At 57.5% G+C, this 18,849-nt stretch carries 20 protein-coding genes; 9 read left to right on the forward strand and 11 right to left on the reverse strand.

Translation table 11 applies throughout. From position 1 onward, the window contains the following. Nucleotides 1-14: 14 nt before the first annotated feature. The gene (gene mutS, locus AC2FEE_RS21320) at nt 15-2,627 is read left to right on the forward strand and encodes a DNA mismatch repair protein MutS (protein WP_496867429.1); all 2,613 of its coding nucleotides are present in this window, start codon (nt 15-17) and stop codon (nt 2,625-2,627) included. A gap of 31 nt (nt 2,628-2,658) precedes the next feature. Here the strand turns inward: mutS and AC2FEE_RS21325 are convergent, their stop codons facing one another. Next, the gene (locus AC2FEE_RS21325; protein WP_496867372.1) at nt 2,659-3,222 is read right to left on the reverse strand and encodes a nucleotide exchange factor GrpE; all 564 of its coding nucleotides are present in this window, start codon (nt 3,220-3,222) and stop codon (nt 2,659-2,661) included. Between the two features lie 10 nt (nt 3,223-3,232). Next, nucleotides 3,233-4,297 carry a heat-inducible transcriptional repressor HrcA gene (gene hrcA / locus AC2FEE_RS21330; protein WP_496867373.1) on the reverse strand — a complete coding sequence of 355 codons (1,065 nt, stop codon included), beginning with the start codon at nt 4,295-4,297 and terminating at the stop codon, nt 3,233-3,235. 112 nt (nt 4,298-4,409) lie between these two features. Between hrcA and rph the strand changes: the two genes are divergently transcribed. From rph to AC2FEE_RS21350, 4 genes are read left to right on the forward strand one after another with little or no spacing between them, the layout of a single operon-like run. Next, nucleotides 4,410-5,123 (forward strand): ribonuclease PH, encoded by a 714-nt coding sequence (gene rph / locus AC2FEE_RS21335; RefSeq protein ID WP_170326129.1) that lies wholly within the window; start codon nt 4,410-4,412, stop codon nt 5,121-5,123. Beyond that, nucleotides 5,120-5,734 carry an RdgB/HAM1 family non-canonical purine NTP pyrophosphatase gene (gene rdgB / locus AC2FEE_RS21340; RefSeq protein WP_496867374.1) on the forward strand — a complete coding sequence of 205 codons (615 nt, stop codon included), beginning with the start codon at nt 5,120-5,122 and terminating at the stop codon, nt 5,732-5,734. The genes rph and rdgB overlap by 4 nt, the downstream gene beginning before the upstream one ends. Continuing rightward, complete coding sequence (hemW, locus tag AC2FEE_RS21345; protein WP_496867375.1) at nt 5,724-6,878, forward strand: radical SAM family heme chaperone HemW; 1,155 nt, start codon at nt 5,724-5,726, stop codon at nt 6,876-6,878. The genes rdgB and hemW overlap by 11 nt, the downstream gene beginning before the upstream one ends. Before the next feature lie 3 nt (nt 6,879-6,881). Beyond that, nucleotides 6,882-7,235, forward strand: coding sequence for a YbaN family protein (locus AC2FEE_RS21350; RefSeq protein ID WP_496867376.1), 354 nt, complete (start codon nt 6,882-6,884; stop codon nt 7,233-7,235). On the opposite strand, the gene AC2FEE_RS21355 is transcribed toward AC2FEE_RS21350, so the two are convergent. From AC2FEE_RS21355 to AC2FEE_RS21385, 7 genes are all read right to left on the reverse strand, one after another. Then, nucleotides 7,225-8,118: a ParB/RepB/Spo0J family partition protein gene (locus tag AC2FEE_RS21355; RefSeq protein WP_496867377.1), complete on the reverse strand. Its 894-nt coding sequence runs from the start codon at nt 8,116-8,118 to the stop codon at nt 7,225-7,227. The genes AC2FEE_RS21350 and AC2FEE_RS21355 overlap by 11 nt on opposite strands. A gap of 20 nt (nt 8,119-8,138) precedes the next feature. After that, a complete protein-coding gene (locus AC2FEE_RS21360) occupies nt 8,139-8,942 on the reverse strand; it encodes a ParA family protein (RefSeq protein WP_496867378.1) in 804 nt (267 codons plus the stop codon). Then, nucleotides 8,935-9,549 (reverse strand): 16S rRNA (guanine(527)-N(7))-methyltransferase RsmG, encoded by a 615-nt coding sequence (rsmG, locus tag AC2FEE_RS21365; RefSeq protein ID WP_496867379.1) that lies wholly within the window; start codon nt 9,547-9,549, stop codon nt 8,935-8,937. Before rsmG ends, AC2FEE_RS21360 begins: the two co-directional genes overlap by 8 nt. Further along, nucleotides 9,546-11,414 carry a tRNA uridine-5-carboxymethylaminomethyl(34) synthesis enzyme MnmG gene (gene mnmG / locus AC2FEE_RS21370; RefSeq protein ID WP_496867380.1) on the reverse strand — a complete coding sequence of 623 codons (1,869 nt, stop codon included), beginning with the start codon at nt 11,412-11,414 and terminating at the stop codon, nt 9,546-9,548. Before mnmG ends, rsmG begins: the two co-directional genes overlap by 4 nt. Nucleotides 11,415-11,426: 12 nt before the next feature. After that, nucleotides 11,427-12,713: a tRNA uridine-5-carboxymethylaminomethyl(34) synthesis GTPase MnmE gene (mnmE, locus tag AC2FEE_RS21375; RefSeq protein WP_496867381.1), complete on the reverse strand. Its 1,287-nt coding sequence runs from the start codon at nt 12,711-12,713 to the stop codon at nt 11,427-11,429. Nucleotides 12,714-12,743: 30 nt separating this feature from the next. Continuing rightward, nucleotides 12,744-14,015, reverse strand: coding sequence for a transcription termination factor Rho (gene rho, locus AC2FEE_RS21380; RefSeq protein WP_496867382.1), 1,272 nt, complete (start codon nt 14,013-14,015; stop codon nt 12,744-12,746). 122 nt (nt 14,016-14,137) lie between these two features. Continuing rightward, a complete protein-coding gene (locus tag AC2FEE_RS21385) occupies nt 14,138-14,587 on the reverse strand; it encodes a CopD family protein (RefSeq protein WP_496867383.1) in 450 nt (149 codons plus the stop codon). A gap of 404 nt (nt 14,588-14,991) precedes the next feature. Between AC2FEE_RS21385 and AC2FEE_RS21390 the strand changes: the two genes are divergently transcribed. From AC2FEE_RS21390 to dnaQ, 4 genes are read left to right on the forward strand one after another with little or no spacing between them, the layout of a single operon-like run. Next, nucleotides 14,992-15,591 carry a Maf family protein gene (locus AC2FEE_RS21390; protein WP_496867384.1) on the forward strand — a complete coding sequence of 200 codons (600 nt, stop codon included), beginning with the start codon at nt 14,992-14,994 and terminating at the stop codon, nt 15,589-15,591. Then, nucleotides 15,588-16,421 carry a shikimate dehydrogenase gene (locus tag AC2FEE_RS21395; protein WP_496867385.1) on the forward strand — a complete coding sequence of 278 codons (834 nt, stop codon included), beginning with the start codon at nt 15,588-15,590 and terminating at the stop codon, nt 16,419-16,421. Before AC2FEE_RS21390 ends, AC2FEE_RS21395 begins: the two co-directional genes overlap by 4 nt. Beyond that, the gene (gene coaE, locus AC2FEE_RS21400; protein ID WP_496867387.1) at nt 16,418-17,011 is read left to right on the forward strand and encodes a dephospho-CoA kinase; all 594 of its coding nucleotides are present in this window, start codon (nt 16,418-16,420) and stop codon (nt 17,009-17,011) included. Before AC2FEE_RS21395 ends, coaE begins: the two co-directional genes overlap by 4 nt. Then, nucleotides 17,004-17,726, forward strand: coding sequence for a DNA polymerase III subunit epsilon (gene dnaQ / locus AC2FEE_RS21405; protein WP_496867388.1), 723 nt, complete (start codon nt 17,004-17,006; stop codon nt 17,724-17,726). Before coaE ends, dnaQ begins: the two co-directional genes overlap by 8 nt. 27 nt (nt 17,727-17,753) lie before the next feature. Here the strand turns inward: dnaQ and secB are convergent, their stop codons facing one another. Further along, on the reverse strand, nt 17,754-18,251 hold the full coding sequence (gene secB, locus AC2FEE_RS21410) for a protein-export chaperone SecB (RefSeq protein ID WP_496867389.1): 498 nt from the start codon (nt 18,249-18,251) through the stop codon (nt 17,754-17,756). A 54-nt stretch (nt 18,252-18,305) separates the two neighbouring features. After that, nucleotides 18,306-18,806 carry an FxsA family protein gene (locus AC2FEE_RS21415; RefSeq protein WP_496867391.1) on the reverse strand — a complete coding sequence of 167 codons (501 nt, stop codon included), beginning with the start codon at nt 18,804-18,806 and terminating at the stop codon, nt 18,306-18,308. Nucleotides 18,807-18,849 lie beyond the last annotated feature (43 nt).

Here is an 18,849-nt window from a genome sequence, read left to right on the forward strand (position 1 = left end):
CCACAGTCACGCCGATGATGGCGCAATATCTCGAGATCAAAGAGGCCCATTCGGACGCCCTGCTATTTTACCGCATGGGCGATTTCTACGAGATGTTTTTCGAAGACGCCGTCAACGCCGCCGAGGCGCTGGACATCGCCCTGACCAAGCGTGGCAAACACAATGGCGAGGATATCCCGATGTGCGGTGTGCCGGTGCATTCGGCCGAAGGGTATTTGTTGACCCTGATCCGCAAAGGCTTTCGCGTCGCCGTCTGCGAGCAGATGGAAAGCCCGGCTGAGGCGAAGAAAAGAGGCTCTAAATCAGTTGTAAAACGCGATGTGGTGCGTCTGGTGACCCCCGGCACTCTGACCGAGGACGCCCTGTTGGAAGCCCGTCGCCACAACTTCCTGGCCGCCTATGCCGAGGTCCGGGATGAGGCGGCGCTGGCCTGGGCAGATATCTCGACCGGCGCATTTCACGTGATGCCTTTGACCTCCGTCCGCCTTAGCCCAGAGCTGGCGCGGTTGGCCCCGTCTGAATTGATCGTGGCCGATGGCGTGCAGGATAAACTGGGTGAACCGGTGCGCGATCTGGGGATCTCATTAACCCCGGTTGGACGGGCCAGTTTCGACAGCACCGCCGCCGAAAAACGCATCTGCGGGTTGTTTCACGTGGGTGCGCTGGACGCGTTTGGTTCGTTTGGCCGCGCCGAGATTTCCGCCATGGGCGCGCTGATCGACTATCTCGAGATTACGCAAAAGGGCAAACTGCCCCTTTTGCAAACACCGCTGAAGGAATCCGAAGACCGCGTTGTACAAATTGACGCCGCCACACGCCGCAATCTGGAACTGACGCGATCTCTGTCTGGCGGTCGCGCCGGATCACTGTTGTCCGTGGTCGACCGGACCGTGACACCGGGCGGCGCGCGCTTGCTGGAGCAACGCCTCTCCAGCCCCTCGCGCAATCTGGATGTAATCCATGCCCGGCTTGACGCGGTGTCCTACGCCACCGATGACAGCTTGACCGCCTCGGACCTACGCGAGGCGCTGCGCAAAACCCCCGATCTTGACCGGGCCTTGTCTCGCCTGTCGCTGGACCGCGGCGGCCCCCGCGATTTGACCGCCATTCGCAACGGGCTGACCCAAGCTGCGGCAATTGCCGGGATTTGCGAAGGTCAGGACCTGCCGGTATTGCTGGCGACTGCGTTGCAAAACCTCGTTGGCTTTGATGATTTGCTGAACTTGCTGGATGAGGCCCTGGTTGCGGAACCACCCCTTCTGGCCCGCGACGGCGGGTTTATCGCCCCCGGCTTCGATCCCGAGCTGGACGAAGCCCGCACCCTGCGGGACGAGGGCCGCTCGGTCATCGCGGGGTTTCAGCAGAAATACGCGGAACACACCGGTATCTCCTCGTTGAAGATCAAGCACAACAACGTGTTGGGTTATTTCATCGAAACCACGGCCACCCATGCCGAGAAGATGCTGAACCCACCCTTCTCCGAAACCTATATCCACCGCCAGACCACCGCCAATCAGGTGCGGTTCACGACAGTGGAACTATCCGAGATCGAAACCCGCATCCTGAACGCTGGAAATCTGGCGCTAGAGATTGAAAAGCGGCTCTATCAAAGGCTTTCTGACGATATTCTTGCCCTTTCTGCCCGGCTTAACCAGGCCGCCCGCGGGCTGGCCGAGTTGGATTTGACCACTGCTCTCTCCGATCTGGCGCGCGGAGAAAACTGGTGCCGTCCGCAGGTCGACACCTCGCGCGCCTTTGATGTACAGGGTGGCCGCCACCCGGTCGTGGAACACGCCCTGCGCCAGCAAAGCGGCGACACCTTTATCGCCAACGACTGCGATCTGAGCGCTGACAAAGGCGCCGCGATCTGGTTGCTCACCGGTCCCAATATGGCTGGTAAATCAACTTTCCTGCGCCAGAACGCCCTGATCGCACTGCTGGCCCAGATGGGCAGCTATGTCCCTGCGGAACAGGCGCATATCGGCGTCGTCAGCCAGCTTTTCAGCCGGGTCGGAGCCTCGGACGATCTGGCCCGGGGCCGCTCGACCTTCATGGTCGAGATGGTTGAAACCGCAGCGATCCTGAATCAGGCCGACGAACGCGCGCTGGTCATTCTGGACGAAATTGGGCGCGGTACGGCCACTTATGACGGCCTGTCGATCGCCTGGGCCACGCTGGAACACCTGCACGCCGCAAACAAATGCCGCGCACTGTTCGCCACCCACTACCACGAATTGACAGCGTTGGCCGGTAATCTGGAAGGCGTGGACAACGCAACCGTCGCCGTCAAGGAATGGGAAGGTGAGGTCATCTTTCTGCATGAGGTCCACAAAGGCGCCGCCGACCGATCCTATGGTGTTCAGGTTGCGCAGTTGGCTGGCCTGCCTGCCTCGGTCGTCGATCGCGCCCGCGTGGTTTTGGATCAACTGGAGAAAACTGAACGCGAAGGCGGCAAGCAGAAGGCCCTGATCGACGACTTGCCGCTGTTCTCAGCCGCCCCGCCGCCGCCTCCGGCGCCCAAAATCTCACCTGTTACGGATTTACTGGATGACATCCTGCCGGATGAATTGACCCCGCGCGAAGCCCTGGATCTGATCTACAAAATGAAAGAGGCGGCCAGAACCTGACCGCCTCGACACTGTTCAGCTCCATAGCCGCTTAGCTTGCGGGCGTCGATGACACTCCGACCTGTGCCGGGCGCAGCAGGCGATCATGCAACATGAAGCCTTCGGCCGAAACCTGAATGATGTCGCCAGCACGAGTGCCTGGCACCGGTGCTTCGAACATCGCTTCGTGCACGTTGGGGTCAAACCGGTCGCCAACTTGGGGCGTGATCACTTCGATCCCGTGCTTTTGGAATACGTCCTTCAGCGCCCGCATGGTCAGTTCGACGCCTTCCAGAAGCGGTCCTGCCACCTCTTTTTGCTCGTCGGTCGCGGCTTCAAGTGCGCGTTTCATGTTGTCATAGACCGGCAGCATATCACGAGCCAGTTTCGACCCACCATACTGTTCCGCATCCCGGCGGGCTTTGTCACCACGCTTGCGCGCATTCTCGGCATCCGCCAAGGCGCGCATGAACTTGTCCTTGTAATCGTCCCGTTCGGCACGCAGCTCATCCAGTTCCAGCGCTTCGTCGCTGAATTCCGCGATTTCTTCCGCCAGCTCTTCCGCTTCGGCCGTTGCGATATCGTCCAGAAAATCTTCGTTCTTGGGCTCTGCCATCTCTTACCCTCTAGCTCCGGTCGGATATCAGCTTGCCGACCAGTTGCGCCGTATAATCCACGATCGGCACGATCCGTCCATAATTCAGACGTGTGGGCCCGATGACCCCGACCGCACCGATTATCTTTCGATCAGCGTTCATATATGGAGACACCACCAAAGAGGAACCCGAAAGTGAGAAAAGTTTGTTCTCAGAGCCGATAAAAATGCGCACACCCTCGCCTTCTTCGGTCAATTCAAGGAATTCAGCGATGTCTCGCTTGCGTTCCAGATCATCGAACAGGGTTCGGATACGGTCCAGTTCCTCTTGCTGACCCGGTTCATTTAGCAGATTCGCCCGTCCGCGTACGATCAGACGGGCCGAGTCGCCGCTGCCCCCATCCCAGGCCGCCATGCCACTTTCCACCATCTCGCGCGCCAGCACGTCGATCTCTTGCTTGCGGGCGTCGATCTGGGTCTGCATCTGACGGCGAACTTCACCCAATGTCCGCCCCTCGATCAGCGCATTCAGGAAATTCGCCGCCTCGCGCATAGAACTGGGCGTCTGACCGGGTGGCGGCGCGAACAGGCGGTTTTCCACCTGTCCGTCCGAGAACACCAGAACCACCAAGGCCCGGTCATGACCCAGAGAAACGAACTCGATATGCTTGATCTCGGCCTCATGCTTGGGGGTCAGCACCAGCGAGGCCCCTTGTGTCACGTGTGACAATGCCGCACCCACACGATCCAGCATTCCGCCCACATCACTCGCGTTAGAGCCTAATGTCTCGTCCAGTTTCTGCCGATCATCCGCACCCAGATCGCCGACTTCAAGCAGCCCATCCACGAACATACGCAGCCCCTGCTGTGTTGGAATCCGTCCCGCACTAACATGCGGGCTGTCCAATAAGCCCAGAAACTCCAGATCCTGCATCACGTTCCGCACCGTCGCGGCACTGACCTTTTCCGACAGGGTACGGGTCAGAGTACGGCTACCGACGGGCTCGCCGCTGTCCAGATAGCTTTCGACGATCAACCGGAATACTTCGCGTGACCGGTCGTTCATCTCGTTTAGAATTTTGCTCGCTTCGCTCATCGGCGGTCCCCTGCTGGGTCGTCATTAAATCGCAGGCAAATGAAAGGTCAATCGGGGTTGCATCGTAACGCCGCAGGGCGTTATCCCCAACCCAGCAAACAAAGGATTTTTCATGCGACCCTCAGGACGAGATTTAAGCGAAATGCGCGCCGTTTCAATCGAAACGGGGTTCACCAAACATGCCGAAGGTTCCTGCCTGATCAAAATGGGCGACACCCACGTGCTGTGCACCGCCACGATCGAGGATCGCGTGCCGCCCTTCATCAAGGGCTCGGGCCTGGGCTGGGTCACCGCCGAATACGGGATGCTGCCCCGCGCAACCAATACCCGGATGCGGCGCGAGGCGGCCTCGGGCAAGCAAGGCGGTCGCACCGTAGAAATCCAGCGCCTGATCGGCCGTGCGCTGCGCGCCGGTGTGGATAGGGTTGCGCTGGGTGAACGCCAAATCACGGTGGACTGCGATGTGATCCAAGCTGACGGCGGCACCCGCTGCGCCTCAATCACCGGGGGTTGGGTTGCCCTACGTCTGGCGGTCAACAAGCTGATGAAGGCGGGTGACGTGATTTCCGATCCGCTGGTCGATCCGGTCGCCGCCGTGTCCTGCGGTATCTATGCCGGTCAGCCGGTTCTGGATCTCGACTATCCCGAGGACAGCGAAGCAGGCGTGGACGGCAACTTCATCATGACCGGTTCCGGAAAACTGATCGAAGTGCAGATGAGCGCCGAGGGCTCGGTCTTTAGCCGCGCCCAGATGGATCAGCTGATGGACCTGGCTGAGAAAGGCGTGGCAGAATTGGCCGCTGCGCAAAAGGCCGCCACCGCATGACTCGCAAGTTCGACAGCGACAGGCTGCTGGTGGCCACGCACAACAAGGGCAAGCTAGAGGAGATGGGCCATCTCCTCGAACCCTTCGGCGTGACGGTTGTTGGTGCGGCAGAGATGAACCTACCTGAACCGGAAGAGACCGAGGATACTTTCGTCGGCAACGCCCGGATCAAGGCTCATGCCGCGGCACAAGCCACCGGTCTGCCTGCCCTGTCGGACGATTCCGGGATCACCATCGACGCACTGGACGGCGCACCCGGCGTTTACACCGCCGACTGGGCCGAAACCGGCAATGGCCGTGATTTCCTGATGGCGATGACCCGTGCGCATAACGAGCTGGAGGCGAAAAACGCCCCTCACCCGCGCACGGCCCAGTTTCGCAGCACGTTGGTTCTGGCCTGGCCTGACGGGCATGATGAAGTGTTCGAAGGTATCGCCCCCGGTCATCTTGTCTGGCCAATCCGGGGTGACGGCGGTTTTGGCTATGACCCGATGTTTGTCCCCGACGGGTACGACATTACCTTTGCTCAGATGGATCGCTGGGAAAAGAACAAGATCAGCCATCGCGGCCGCGCGGTGGAGATGTTCGTGAAAGGCTGCTTTGGCGGATGATTGGCGCAACGGGGGCTTTGGCCTGTATGTGCATTGGCCTTTTTGCGAGGCCAAATGCCCCTATTGCGATTTTAACAGCCATGTTTCCAGTAATATTAATCAAAAACAATGGCTTAACGCATATTTGAGAGAACTCCGCCGCTCGGCTTCCGAGACACCCGACCGGGTCCTGAACACGATCTTCTTTGGTGGCGGCACCCCGTCCCTGATGGAGCCCGACACCGTCGCCGCAGTCATCGCCGAAGCCCGCGCTCTCTGGCGGCCTGCCAATGATATGGAAATCACGCTCGAGGCCAATCCCGGTTCGGTCGAGGCTGGCAGATTTGCCGCCTATCGCCATGCTGGCGTGAACCGCATCTCGATGGGTGTGCAGGCCTTGAACGACGAAGACCTGCGCCGGCTGGGCCGCATTCACACCGTGGCCGAAGCCCGCGCCGCCTTTGACATTGCCCGCAATTGTTTTGACCGGGTGAGTTTCGATCTGATCTACGCCCGCCAGCATCAGACCCCGGATGCCTGGCGCGCGGAACTGACCGAGGCACTGTCGATGGCCGTCGATCACCTGTCTCTGTACCAGCTGACTATCGAGGAGGGCACAACGTTCGGCGACCGTTACGCGATTGGAAAACTGCGCGGGTTGCCCGAGGATGACTGCGCCGCCGACATGTATCTGGCGACGCAAGAAATCTGCGAGGCACACGGCCTGCCCGCCTATGAGGTTTCTAATCACGCCAGACCCGGCGCGGAATCGCAGCACAACCTGATCTATTGGCGCTATGGCGATTATGTCGGTGTCGGACCGGGGGCGCATGGGCGCATCACACTGAACGGTCAAAAACTGGCGACGGAAACCTATCTGTCTCCTAACGCGTGGCTGACCGCTGTGGAAAACGGGACCGGAGAAAAACTGCGCGCCACACTATCACGGCAAGATCAGGCAAATGAGTACCTTATGATGGGCTTACGTATCAGGGAGGGACTAGATGTTGATAGATTTAATACTTTATCAAACCTACCTTTGTCGCAGGACAAACTGTCTGATCTAGCTGGGTTTGGCATGATCGATCAGACAAACGGACGACTGATCGCCACCAAAGACGGGCGAGCCGTGCTGAATGCGGTTATCCGGGAATTGTTAGGATAGATGATGCAATATATCTGGGCCATTCTGGGATTGATCTGCGTCGGGCTTGCGATGGTGGGCATCGTCCTGCCCCTGCTGCCAACGGTGCCCTTTCTGCTTTTGGCAGCGTTCTTCTTCGCCCGATCGTCTTCGCGACTGCATAATTGGCTGATCACGCACCGCTCATTCGGGCCGTTGATTGTAGACTGGCAATCTTCGGGCGCCATTCGTCCGGGCGCTAAAAAGGCGGCGACCATTTCGATCGCCGCCGTATTTGGTTTGTCTGTCTTGCTGGCCTTGCCCTCCCATGTCCTGATCATTCAGGCCTTGGTGTTGGGCTGCGTAATGGTCTTTATCTGGACCCGGCCTAACGGCTGAGCTTGGAGCAAAGATCGTCCAACTGATCCAGGTTTTCATAGGTCAGCACCACCTGCCCAGTTTCGGTTCCGGCCTTGTGGTTGATCACAACCTTCATCGCCAGAATCGCGGACAGATCCTTCTCAAGCGCCCGCGTGTCCGCATCTTTACCCGCATCCAGGTTTCTGGAGCGCGGCGCAGCCTTAACCGGGTCGCCCTGCTGTTTCTTCACCAGCGCCTCGGTCGCCCGCACCGAAAGCCCGTCCCGCACCACGATTTTCGCCAACTCAGACGGGTTTTCCGCCGTAATCAGCGCCCGTGCGTGGCCCGCTGACAGCTTTCCTTCGATCACCAGAGTCTGCACATCCAGCGGCAGCGACAGCAAACGCAGCAAGTTTGCAATGTGACTGCGGCTTTTGCCCAGGGCTTCGGCCAGTTTTTCCTGCGTATGCCCGAACCGATCCATCAGCTGTTTGTAGCCTGCAGCCTCTTCGACAGCATTCAGATCTGCCCGCTGAATGTTCTCGATAATCGCGACTTCCAGCACCTCGGTATCGTCAAAATCACGCACGATGACCGGAATATCGTGAAGCTGTGCCATCTGAGCGGCCCGCCAGCGGCGCTCGCCGGCCACGATTTCATATTGGCTACCGTTAACTTCCCGCACGATCAGCGGCTGAATGATGCCTTTTTCTTTGACCGAGGCTGCCAACTCGTCCAACTGATCCGGCAAAAAGGTCCGGCGCGGCTGATTCGGGTTGGCCCGCAGTTTTTCAATCGGAACTTTCATGTCCGGCCGCCGGGGTTCTGACGGAACAAAACCTTCGCCTTCCTGCGTCACATCTGCCATCAGAGCCGACAAACCGCGGCCCAAACCTCGGGGTTTTGATTTTTTGACGGCCACTGAGCCCTCCTCACTGCCGCTCAGGCGGCGGCTTTCTTATTCTTGTAAATGACTTCGCGCGCCAGGTGTCGATACGCCATCGCCCCCAACGACCCTGAGTCATACTGCAGAACCGGCAAAGCGTAAGACGGTGCCTCACTGACCCGCACATTTCTGGGTATCTTGGTTTTAAATACCATCTCACCCAGATTGTCACGTGCATCCTTTTCGACCTGACGGGACAAGTTGTTGCGGTTGTCATACATAGTCAACACAACACCTTCGATTCTGAGGTCTGGATTCGCGGTTTGGCGGACCTCTCGTATCGTCAGCATCAACTGGGACAACCCTTCAAGTGCAAAGAACTCGCTTTGCAGCGGAACCAGAACGGAATGAGCCGCGACCATGGCGTTTACGGTCAGCAGATTCAGCGATGGGGGGCAGTCAATGAGCACAAAATCAAGCTCAAACCTGTCAATTGGCGTCTGGCGCAGTGCATCATGTAATAGATAGCTGCGCTTCTCGTTGGAAATCAGTTCAATATCGGCTGAACTCAGATCCACAGTCGCGGGAATCACAAATAACCCTTCGATCTCAGTTTCTTGCACCACGGCCTCAAGCGGAGCATCGTCGAGGATCAGATCATAGGTCGTCCAATCCCGGTCCTCGACACCCAATCCGGTCGACGCATTGCCTTGCGGATCAAGGTCAACAACCAGAACCCTGCATCCTGCTTCGGCCAGACCTGCCGCCAGGTTGATCGCCGTCGTCGTTTTTCCCACCCCACCCTTTTGATTGGCAACCGCAATTATCCGGGGCCCTGAGGGACGAGACAGATCAACCACGCGATACTCCTTTGATCCTTAGGATAACAGCTTGGGGTTCAGTTAAACTTGTAATCGGCTCGCACTCGAAATTCCATTCCTCGCGTGCGGCTTCCAACTCTTTTTTCCAACTTGCACCTTTCGGCAACAATGCAATACCGGTTTTTCCTAAATGTCTGTCACAAAATGACAATAATGCGTTCAGATCGGCAAGTGCCCGCGCAGATAGAACTTCTGCTTGCAAGGGTTCCACGATTTCGATTCGCTTTGAAATGACTGTGCAATTAACATTACATTCCCGTGCCACACTACGTAAAAAGGCCGATTTGCGCTGGTCGCTTTCCACGAAGGTGAATTTGGCATCTGGTGCTTTTTCTATGGCCATGATCGCGCAGACCATACCGGGGAATCCGCCCCCGCTACCCAGATCTACCCAGGTTTTGAACGCCCTTACACAGCGGAAAACCTGTACGGAATCCAGAATATGCCGCGTCCAGATGTCCTTTAAACTGTTACGAGATACCAAATTGATCTTGGGATTCCAGCGCTGCACCAGATCTACATAAGTTTCGAGCCGCTCGAATGTTTCACGTGAAACACTCAAACCATCAAAGATCTCCTGGCTCATGCCTTGCGTACCTTTTGCTCGCGCCTCAATTTAGCCAACAACAATGTAAGTGCGGCCGGCGTTACCCCTTCTACCCGCCCGGCTTGAGCTATGTTTGCGGGTCGGGCCTGCGACAACTTCTGTTTCATCTCGGATGACAGGCCTTCCAACGAGGAATAGTCAAAATCCTGCGGTATTTCATAAGATTCATCGCGTTTCATCGCTTCGACGTCTTTTTGCTGACGCGCAATGTAGTTTGCGTAAAGCGCGTCACGCTCGACCTGAAGTCGAATGCCTGTTTCCACGCCTTTCAACGCTGGTACAAGGGGAACCAAATCATCAAATGATACGTCAGGGAACGCCAAAATCGCCATGCCGTCCCGGCGATTACCGTCCTGATTGACGTTGATGCCCACGGCACGCACTTCTTTCGGCGTGTATGTGCGATCTGTCAAAATGGACTTCGCAGAGGTGAGTTTATCCATTTTTTCGTCAAATCGGGCCTTACGCTCTGCCCCGACACATCCAAGGTCAATACCCAGTGGTGTCAACCGTTGATCCGCATTATCTGCCCGTAAAGAAAGTCGAAACTCTGCCCGAGAGGTGAACATACGGTAAGGTTCGGCCACACCTCGTGTGGTCAGATCGTCAATCATCACTCCAATATAACTGTCGGCACGGGTGAAATGAACAGGATCGCGCCCAAAAACCGCCAAGGCCGCATTCAATCCGGCGACAAGGCCTTGCGCAGCCGCTTCCTCATATCCTGTGGTTCCATTGATTTGTCCGGCAAGATATAGCCCCGGTGCTTCAGGTAACGACAAAGACGATGTCAGAACACGGGGGTCGACATAGTCATATTCGATCGCATAACCCGGCTGCAAAATCTCGGCATTTTCAAGCCCTTTGATCGAACGTACATATTCCTGCTGCACATCTTGAGGCAAAGAAGTTGAAATCCCGTTCGGATATATGGTGTGGTCATCAACCCCTTCAGGTTCCAGAAAAATCTGATGGGAGTCCTTTTCCGCAAATCGAACGATCTTGTCCTCGATCGAAGGGCAGTACCTTGGGCCCACCCCATCGATATGCCCTCCATACATGGCGGACCGGGACAAGTTTTTTTCGATGATCTCATGGGTGCGTGCGTTTGTATGCGTGATTCCGCAGGAAATCTGCGGCGCAACAACGGATGTGGAAAGAAACGAAAACAGCGTAGGGTCGTCGTCCCCGTCCTGACGTTCAAGATCGGACCAGTCGATCGTCCGACCATCCAGCCTTGGTGGTGTCCCAGTTTTCAAACGCCCCAAGGGCAACTTAAAACTGTCCAATCGTTCAGCCAGCTTAACAGAAGGGCGGTCCCCCATCCGCCCGCCCGGTCGAGAAACATCACCAATATGGATGATCCCGCGTAGAAAAGTACCCGATGTCAGAATAACAGCGCCAGCGTGGATCTCCGAGTCGTCCGCCAGCCTGATCCCAACAACTTTGGATCCATCCATCAAAAAATCGACAACCTCTCCGACCACAACAGACAGGCGATCCTGCACCCGCGTCTCATTTTGCATGGCTTTTCGGTACAAAGCGCGATCAGCTTGGGTTCTGGGGCCCTGCACCGCAGGGCCTTTGCGGCGATTCAACAGGCGAAACTGAATACCGGCCTGATCGGCGACCCGGCCCATGACACCGTCCAGCGCATCAATCTCGCGTACCAGATGCCCTTTCCCCAATCCGCCGATAGCCGGGTTACAGGACATCACGCCGATATCTGACGCTGACAGGGTGACCAAAGCAGTCTCCGCTCCCATACGTGCTGCAGCATGAGCAGCCTCGGTACCAGCATGGCCAGCGCCAACAACGACAACATCAAATTTCGAATGTTTCACGTGAAACACTCCTTACTTACCCAGGCAGAAACTGGAGAAAATCTCATCCAGAAGATCTTCAACCCCTATTCTACCCACCAATGTTTCCAGAGCACGGATCGCAGTACGCAATTCTTCGGCAGCGATATCATACAAGTCTGGGCCTGATTCCAGAACCGCCATCGCAGCTCCCAGTGCCGCCCGGGCATCATCCAGCGCGACGCGGTGCCTTTCGCGGGTCGCGATACCATGGCTGGTAGATCGCTCACTTAGAACATACGATATATGGGAAATTAGCTGATCGATGCCCTGCCCCGTTTTTCCGGATATTCCGCCATTGCTATCTATACGAAGGTCAGATTTCGGCAACATCTGAATATCGTCGTCCAGCATTTGAACGCCAAGCTCTGAGGGATCATCAGTCAAAAACACCCGCAAATCGGCCGCGTCCGCGCGTTTGCGGGCCAGTTCGATCCCAAGGTTTTCGACATGATCCTCAGTTTCGCGCAGGCCAGCCGTATCCAGCAGCGTCACCGGCAGGCCGGCCAAATCCATGCGAACCTCAATGACATCGCGGGTTGTCCCAGCGTATTCCGAGGTGATTGCAGCCTCTCGCCCGGCCAATGCGTTCAATAAGGTCGACTTGCCCGCGTTTGGCAGGCCAACTATCGCGACCTCGAACCCGGACCGGATGCGCTCGGCAATCTTTACGCCCTCCGCTTCACGCTGCAGGTCCTGCATGACGCCAGTCACCAACATACGCACTTCGGGTGTGACATCCGTCGGCACCTCTTCATCGGCAAAATCAATGACGGCTTCCAACAACGAAGCCGCCCGGATCAGATCGCGACGCCAGCGTTCAGCCAATCCCCCCAGCTCCCCGGCCAGAATGGTCTGAGCTTGCTTACGCTGTGCTTCGGTTTCGGCATCGATCAGATCGGCCAGGCCTTCGACCTGGGTCAAGTCCATCTTGCCGTTTTCCAGCGCGCGACGCGTGAATTCTCCAGGTTCCGCCAACCGCAGCCCGTCAGTGTCCGACAGGCAGCGCATCACTGCATTGACCGATGCAGTACTCCCGTGGATTTGCAATTCGGCCACATCTTCGCCGGTAAAACTGGCCGGCGACTGAAAGGTCAGAACCAGCCCGTCATCCAGTCGCGATCCGTCATCCCCATGCAAGGACCGAACCCGCATACCGCGGGGCGGCAGCAGGCCGCCAGTCAGGCCAGCCGCAGCGGAATGCGCCAAGGGGCCAGAGAGGCGGATGACCGCCACCCCTGCTTTGCCCTGTGCGCTGGCCACGGCGAATATCGTATCCATTCGAAGGCCTCGCGTCGTTTAAGACCTGTGTCAGGTGTTCATCGAATCGAAGAACTCGCCGTTTGTCTTGGTCTGCTTCAACTTCGACAACAGGAACTCGATCGCATCGGTGGTGCCCATCGGGTTGAGGATGCGGCGCAGAACGAAGGTCTTGGCCAAATCGCCCTTGTCGACCAGCAGGTCCTCTTTCCGGGTGCCGGACTTGAGGATGTCGATGGCCGGGAACACACGCTTGTCGGCGATCTTGCGATCCAGAACGATTTCCGAGTTACCGGTGCCTTTGAATTCTTCGAAGATAACTTCGTCCATCCGGCTTCCGGTATCGATCAGCGCGGTGGCGATGATGGTTAGCGAACCGCCCTCTTCGATATTCCGTGCCGCACCGAAGAAGCGCTTGGGCCTTTGCAAGGCGTTTGCGTCCACACCACCGGTCAGAACCTTGCCCGAGGAAGGCACCACAGTGTTAAATGCCCTACCAAGTCTTGTGATCGAATCGAGAAGAATAACAACATCTCGTTTATGCTCAACCAAACGTTTGGCTTTTTCGATCACCATCTCGGACACGGCCACGTGCCGGGTCGCCGGTTCGTCAAAGGTCGAGGACACAACCTCACCCTTCACCGACCGCTGCATGTCGGTCACCTCTTCCGGGCGTTCATCGATGAGCAGGACGATCAGGTAACACTCAGGATGGTTCTGTTCGATCGAGTGCGCGATATTCTGCAGGATCACCGTCTTACCGGTCCGTGGCGGCGCCACGATCAGCGAACGCTGCCCTTTCCCGATAGGTGAGACCAGATCGATCACCCGGGCCGACTTGTCCTTGATGGTTGGATCCTCGATCTCCATCTTCAGACGCTCATCCGGGTACAGCGGCGTCAGGTTGTCGAAGGCAATCTTGTGCTTGGCCTTCTCGGGCTCTTCAAAGTTGATCTTGGTGACCTTGGTCAGCGCAAAGTAACGCTCGTTCTCATCCGGAGCTTTGATATCCCCTTCAACCGTGTCACCGGTGCGCAGCGAATGCAGGCGGATCATGTCGGGCGAGACATAGATGTCATCCGGACCCGGCAGATAGTTCGCCTCAGGCGAGCGCAGAAAGCCGAAACCGTCCTGCAGGACCTCAAGGACACCATCGCCGCCGACGGTCCAACCTTCATCCGCGCGTTCGCGCAGGATCTGGAACATCATCTCGCCTTTTCGCATGGTCGAGGCGTTTTCGATCTCCAGCTCTTCGGCCATCGCCAGAAGGTCTTTGGGGCTTTTGGCCTTCAGGTCGGCCAGATTCAGGGCTTCAGTTGTCATGATATATACCTTCACCGCTGACAGCGCGGCACGAAGTGGAATTTCAGTACGGAAGATACGCCGCCCGGACGGGCGTGTTGACCCCTACATAAGCGCGACCCCCGTCGGAGTCAAACAGGCCCTCAGAACTTCAGAACGACCGCCATGACGATGGCAACCATCAATACAGTGGGAACCTCGTTCATCATGCGGTACTGCCGCCCAGTGAGCTTGTTTCGGCCCTCTACGAAGTCTTTGCGCCGCACCATCAGCCAATGATGGAACCAGGTCATTCCGATAACGGCCGCGCCCTTCACCCAAGGCCAGGACCAGTCCCACCCGACGATCCCCGGCGTAAACACCATGATCAGCCCGCAAACCCACGCCACGATCATCGCAGGACCCATGATTACGCGCAGCAGCTTATCTTCCATTTCAAAGAAGATGGTTTCTGCCCCCTCGACCGCTTGTGCCTTTTCTACGTGATAGACGAATAGTCTGGGCAGATAGAACAAGCCCGCCATCCACGAGATCACGGCCATGATGTGCAAAGACTTCACCCACGGGTAAATCGTGAAAAGAAGATCGGTCATTTTGGCTCCGGGGGTTGCTCGGAACTCTCCCTATAAAAAAAATAAGAAAAGAAAAAGGATGATGGTTTTGTAGGATGAACAAAATCCGTGGATTACTTTTTTAAACATGTGTTTTCCCCAGGTGGAAAGTTTTCCAGTACAGGGGAGTGATTCTGTGAGTTTCAAGAAAAATCTTTTAATTACAGTTATATAATAGATACCTTATGCGGTCTGTCTGGGGATAAATCGCGGGGTATCTGTGGAGTTTCCGCTTATCCCCCCTGTTCGACTTATCCTTGTCCCGGATGGACTGCGTTCGAGCGACTCAGGGAAGTTTTGCGCGAAATTCCCGGGGTTGCGTGTCAATCGGAAAACCATACAAACCGTTCAAGAACGCTCAACGATTTGCACACGGGGTTGTCCACATGTCTGTCCCCATCATCCTCGCCTCGGGGTCATCCGTTCGCGCGCAGTTGCTGGAAAACGCAGGCGTGCCGTTTTCTGTTCAGGTCGCGCGCGTGGACGAAGAGTCCATGAAACGCGCGCTGCTGGCCGAAGGTGCCCCGCCCCGCGATATCGCCGATGCGTTGGCTGAGATGAAGGCGCGCAAGGTCAGTGACAAGACCCCCGGTGCTATGGTTCTGGGCTGTGATCAGGTGCTGGATTTCGAGGGGCAGTTGCTCTCGAAACCCGAAACGCCCAAGGATGCGCTGGCACAGCTCAAGTCAATGCGGGGCAAGCGGCACATGCTGTTGTCGGCGGCGGTGATCTATCAGGATGGCGAGCCGATCTGGCGCCACGTCGGTCAGGTGCGCCTGCGGATGCGGATGAGTTCGGACGCTTATCTGCGCGAATATATAGACCGCAACTGGGACAGCATTCGCCACGCGGTCGGCGCTTATAAGCTGGAAGAGGAAGGCGTCCGCCTGTTCGCCACCATTGACGGCGACTATTTTAATGTCTTGGGTATGCCCCTGTTGGAACTGCTCAATTTTCTGGCCACCAAAGGGGTGATCGATCAATGACGCATAACCGTATTCCGTTGGCCGGGGTGATCGGCCACCCGATTGCGCATTCGAAATCGCCCCAGTTGCATGGGCATTGGTTGAAGAAATACGGGTTGGCCGGGCATTACATCCCCATGGACGTGGCCCCCGATGATTTTGAGACAGTTCTGCGGACTTTACCCAAGGCCGGATTTGTCGGCTCCAACGTGACCGTTCCCCATAAAGAGGCCGCGTTGCGTATTGCTGATCACGCGTCCGAGCGGGCCTCGGTCATCGGTGCGGCGAATACGCTTGTGTTTCAGGAGGATGGTACGATCCACGCGGACAATACCGATGGCTATGGGTTTCTTGAGAACCTGCGCAGCGGCGCGCCGGACTGGACGCCTTCGGACGGCCCGGCCGTAGTGTTTGGCGCAGGCGGCGCGGCACGGGCGGTGCTACAGAGCCTGCTGGAGGCGGGCGTGCCGCAGATCTTGCTGACCAACCGCACCCGCGCCCGGGCAGACCAATTGCAGGAGGAATTCGGCGACCGCATTTCCGTGGTGGATTGGCTGCAAGCTGGAAACGTCATCGAAAATGCAGAGCTGGTGATCAACACGACCTCTTTGGGTATGCAGGGGCAGCCGGAATTGCGGGTACCGCTGGACGGGTTGCAGCCAGGCGCGGTTGTGACCGATCTGGTCTATGCTCCGTTGAAAACGCTCCTGTTGCAATCAGCGGAGGCGGCCGGCTGCACCACCGTCGACGGCCTGGGCATGTTGCTGCATCAGGCGGTTCCCGGGTTCGAACGCTGGTTCGGCACCCGCCCCGAGGTGACAGACGACCTGCGCGCGGCGGTTTTGGGATGAGTTTCGCGCTTGGCCTGACGGGCTCGATCGGGATGGGCAAAAGCACCACGGCGCAGATCTTCGTCGAGGAAGGCTGCGCGCTTTGGGATGCGGATGCGGCCGTACATAGACTCTATACAAGGGAAGGAGCCGCCGTTGAGCCCATGCGCGCGGCCTTTCCCAATGCCATTGTCGATAACGCGGTCAGCCGGGATGCGCTGAAGCGGGTCATCGCGCAGGACCCTTCTGCGTTGAAACGGATCGAGGCCATCGTGCACCCGTTGGTGGCCGCTGATCGCGCTGCTTTCCGGGAACAGACCAAGGCCGATATTCTGGTGTTCGACATTCCGCTGCTGTTCGAAACCGGCGGAGATGTGGCGATGGATGCAGTCGCGTGTGTTTCGATCCCGGCGGATGAGCAAAAGCGCCGTGTAATGGAACGGGGCACCATGACCGAGGCGCAGTTCGAGCAGATCCGCTCCAAGCAGATGCCAAACGACGAAAAATGCGCACGGTCGGATTATGTGATCGTGACGGATACGCTGGACCACGCCCGCGCGCAGGTGCAGGATGTGGTCAGGCAGATACGGGCGGGACTGGCAGATGCGTGAGATTGTACTCGATACTGAAACCACAGGATTCGACCCCGAAAGCGGCGACCGGATTGTCGAGATCGGCGCGGTCGAGTTGTGGAACCACGTGGCCACAGGTGAGACCTATCATGTCTACATCAACCCCGAACGGTCGATGCCCGAAGAGGCGTTTGGCGTGCATGGGATCGGCCCGGACCTGCTGGAAACCCCGCGCCCACCGGAAAAGGGCGAGGTTACGCTGAAGGACAAGCCAGTCTTTGCCAAGGTGGGTCAGGGGTTCCTTGATTTCATCCGGGATTCCAAGCTGGTGATCCACAACGCGTCCTTCGATATGAAATTCCTGAACGCGGAACTCAGGTGGATGGCGTTGCCGCAGATCCCGATGAATCAGGCGCTGGATACGCTGGCCATTGCGCGCAAACGGTTTCCGGGCTCGCCCGCGTCGCTTGACGCACTGTGTCGGCGGTTCAACATCGACAATACCAACCGTGTGCTGCACGGAGCGTTGCTCGACTCGGAAATTCTGGCCGAGGTCTATCTTGAACTGATCGGAGGGCGGCAGCCGGATTTCGGTCTGTCTACATCTGCATCTTCGGGCGCAGGTGGTCAGGACGACTGGCGCCCAACGGGGCGCCCGACCCCATTGGCGTCAAAGATCACCGACGAAGAAGGCGCGGCGCATGAGGCATTTGTGGAGAAACTGGGCGAAAACGCCCTGTGGACCCGCGCCTGAGACACATTCCGGCGCGGATCAGGTCAATCAGGCTTCGGTTTTTTGGGCTTCGGCCTGACGGCGCATCAATTCGTTGCGATACAGCGTGACGAAATCGATATTGTCCAGGTTCACCGGCGGATAGCCACCGTCGCGGGTAATGTCGCTGACGATACGGCGCAGGAACGGGAACAGCATCCGCGGGCATTCGATCATCAGGAAAGGGTGCAACTGATCGTCTGCCACACCTTCGATGTGGAACAGGCCGCAATAGTCGATCTCGCACAGGAACAAAACGTCCTCCATGCCTTTGGCTTTCGACTTGAGGTTCAGCTTGATCGCCACTTCATACTGATGCTCGACCGAACGCTTTTTCGCATCCAGGTTCACCTGAACCGCGATCTCGGGCTGTACGTCACCGGACACGCCTTTTTGCGCCATCACGTTTTCAAAGGACAGGTCGCGAATGAATTGTCCCAGGACGCGCATCTGAATTTGCGGGGCGGTCTGTGCCGCGGTGTTTTCTGCAGGGCTTTCGTCAGCCATGGATCTACTCCGAAAATGAAATTCGCCACTGCTTAGCAAGTTGGGCGCGGCACCTCAATGCTGGTGGGGGCCTTCGACCCATTTGGACGGCTTAGACGGGTCCTGACGTGGCCGGACCTCGGAAAACTCGCCGTCGATCACGTCATCCTGATCAAATGGCTGGGGACCGGACCGAAACTGTGCACCGGTGCCCATCTGGAACTGCGTGATCTGCACTTTCGACTTGAGATAGCGGAAAACGGCCACCCGAACGCTGGGGATCAGCAGCGCAAACCCTACTGCATCGGTGAAAAATCCCGGCGTCAACAGCAGAACACCCGACAGCAGGATCATTGCGCCATGGGCTAACGGCTCGGTAGGGTCGTCCAGTTCGGCAAAGGATCGCTGCAGATTGGCCAGTGCCATGCGACCTTGTGTCCTGACCAACGCGGTGCCCAGAACGGCCGTCAGGACCACGATCGCAAGGGTTGGCCACAGGCCGATCAGGCCACCCACCTGAATGAACAGGGCGATTTCGATGATCGGGACCAATAAAAATGCCAAGAACAGATACATTTGCGTTATCCTTTACCAGAGGTCGGGCGGTGGACTTGCCACG

The sequence above is a fragment of the Ruegeria sp. YTSC199 genome, assembly GCF_059609725.1.

Coding starts and splice junctions, on each gene's coding strand:
- AC2FEE_RS21325 (WP_496867372.1), bottom strand. CDS start 3,222: ATGGCAGAGCCCAAGAACGAAGATTTTCTGGACGATATCGCAACGGCC.
- rsmG (WP_496867379.1), bottom strand. CDS start 9,549: ATGAGCCAGGAGATCTTTGATGGTTTGAGTGTTTCACGTGAAACATTC.
- secB (WP_496867389.1), bottom strand. CDS start 18,251: ATGGCTGACGAAAGCCCTGCAGAAAACACCGCGGCACAGACCGCCCCG.
- AC2FEE_RS21350 (WP_496867376.1), top strand. CDS start 6,882: ATGCAATATATCTGGGCCATTCTGGGATTGATCTGCGTCGGGCTTGCG.
- AC2FEE_RS21415 (WP_496867391.1), bottom strand. CDS start 18,806: ATGTATCTGTTCTTGGCATTTTTATTGGTCCCGATCATCGAAATCGCC.
- mutS (WP_496867429.1), top strand. CDS start 15: ATGATGGCGCAATATCTCGAGATCAAAGAGGCCCATTCGGACGCCCTG.
- coaE (WP_496867387.1), top strand. CDS start 16,418: ATGAGTTTCGCGCTTGGCCTGACGGGCTCGATCGGGATGGGCAAAAGC.
- rho (WP_496867382.1), bottom strand. CDS start 14,015: ATGACAACTGAAGCCCTGAATCTGGCCGACCTGAAGGCCAAAAGCCCC.
- AC2FEE_RS21385 (WP_496867383.1), bottom strand. CDS start 14,587: ATGACCGATCTTCTTTTCACGATTTACCCGTGGGTGAAGTCTTTGCAC.
- hrcA (WP_496867373.1), bottom strand. CDS start 4,297: ATGAGCGAAGCGAGCAAAATTCTAAACGAGATGAACGACCGGTCACGC.
- AC2FEE_RS21395 (WP_496867385.1), top strand. CDS start 15,588: ATGACGCATAACCGTATTCCGTTGGCCGGGGTGATCGGCCACCCGATT.
- mnmE (WP_496867381.1), bottom strand. CDS start 12,713: ATGGATACGATATTCGCCGTGGCCAGCGCACAGGGCAAAGCAGGGGTG.
- rdgB (WP_496867374.1), top strand. CDS start 5,120: ATGACTCGCAAGTTCGACAGCGACAGGCTGCTGGTGGCCACGCACAAC.
- rph (WP_170326129.1), top strand. CDS start 4,410: ATGCGACCCTCAGGACGAGATTTAAGCGAAATGCGCGCCGTTTCAATC.
- dnaQ (WP_496867388.1), top strand. CDS start 17,004: ATGCGTGAGATTGTACTCGATACTGAAACCACAGGATTCGACCCCGAA.
- AC2FEE_RS21390 (WP_496867384.1), top strand. CDS start 14,992: ATGTCTGTCCCCATCATCCTCGCCTCGGGGTCATCCGTTCGCGCGCAG.